The sequence below is a fragment of the Halorubrum sp. SS7 genome (genome assembly GCF_005435055.1).
GTDB classification, from domain to species: domain Archaea; phylum Halobacteriota; class Halobacteria; order Halobacteriales; family Haloferacaceae; genus Halorubrum; species Halorubrum salinarum.
The window spans coordinates 1,000-2,196 of record NZ_SGXV01000064.1; the positions used below are offsets into that span (position 1 = coordinate 1,000).

Below are 1,197 nucleotides of genomic sequence, written 5' to 3' on the forward strand. Positions count from 1 at the left end.
CGCTCCCAATCAGTATTTCGAGTCGCGAGCGGTCGCCCCATTCGACGGTGTACGACGTGTTGCGAATGACGGTCTTGAGCTGACGACCGTCATCCTCGTTGCCACGGAATCCCGGTGGTTCGGGGTGGTCCGTGACGGAGGTGTTGGAAGCATCATGGTATTGTTCTTTGAGTCGGAAAAACCCGCGCCACGCCTCGCTGTTTTTGCGGATTACCTGCTGAGCGGTGGACGCGCCGAGAACGCCTTTGTACTTACCTTCGAGATGGCCTGTATCGGCGTCCCACACGCTGCCTTTGAACCTGTCTCCGTCGTTGTACCGCATGAGGCGCTGATAATTGACTTCGTTCCAGAGAGCGGCGGAAGCGTCCAACAGGTCCCGTAGCAGCCCCTCTCCGTCCTCGGAAAGCGGACGTACTGCGAACGTGTTGGTACGCTTCACGACGATGATTTATTATACTTTTAGTCTTAAAGTCTTTTTGTCATGCGCCCGAACGTAGATATTTCACACACGCTTGGTGGCCGAATCAAAGACTACGCTGAAGCGAACAATCTGGGACTCTCGGAGGCATACACCGAAGTGCTAGAGGCAGGATTGGATGAATTGGAAAATTGAGTATCCAGTAGTGTCTTAGTGTTTATATATTAACAGTTATTGGATTTACTCACAGCTGAACTCACAAGTCCTATTATTACTGATATTTAGGGCCACAAACCTCGGTAGCCTCGTTGCTGAAGAACATGTTACGAGCCAGCAAAATCCGACTCATGCGGTCGCACCCGTCGTTAATCTCCACATACCGGCAAAGACTAAAGGCAAATACGCCGGTAGCTGCCGGTATGTCGAGGCAGATGAACACCGTCGTCGCAGGTGACGAGTCGGGGATCCACGACGAGCCGCACATTCGGGACCGACGAATCACCGTGCGCCACGTCCACGCGCTGGTGGAAGAGCGCGGGCTCGACGCACAGACGGTTGCGGATCGGTTCGACCTCACTGCCGCGGAGGTCTACCACGCGCTGGCATACTATCACGATCACCCAGAAGAGATGCGGGATGTCGAGGAACGTCGTCAAGATCTCCACGACGCCGCAGCAAACGATCCGGACATCGTCACCGGTCCCGAGGATCTGTCGGACCCGTGACTTGGACACCTCGGTATGACTGTTCTAAAGTCATCCTTGCGTTCCCGTGACTGT

1 protein-coding gene and 1 pseudogene are annotated in these 1,197 nt (G+C 54.6%); one reads left to right on the plus strand and one right to left on the minus strand.

The annotated features are described in order from the left end of the window. A pseudogene (locus EXE44_RS21545) lies at positions 1-439 on the minus strand (RNA-guided endonuclease TnpB family protein); the annotation flags it as partial. A gap of 410 nt (positions 440-849) precedes the next feature. On the opposite strand from EXE44_RS21545, the gene EXE44_RS16480 reads away from it, so the two are divergent. Continuing rightward, positions 850-1,143 carry a DUF433 domain-containing protein gene (locus EXE44_RS16480; RefSeq protein WP_241988345.1) on the plus strand — a complete coding sequence of 98 codons (294 nt, stop codon included), beginning with the start codon at positions 850-852 and terminating at the stop codon, positions 1,141-1,143. The last annotated feature ends 54 nt before the right edge of the window (positions 1,144-1,197 follow it).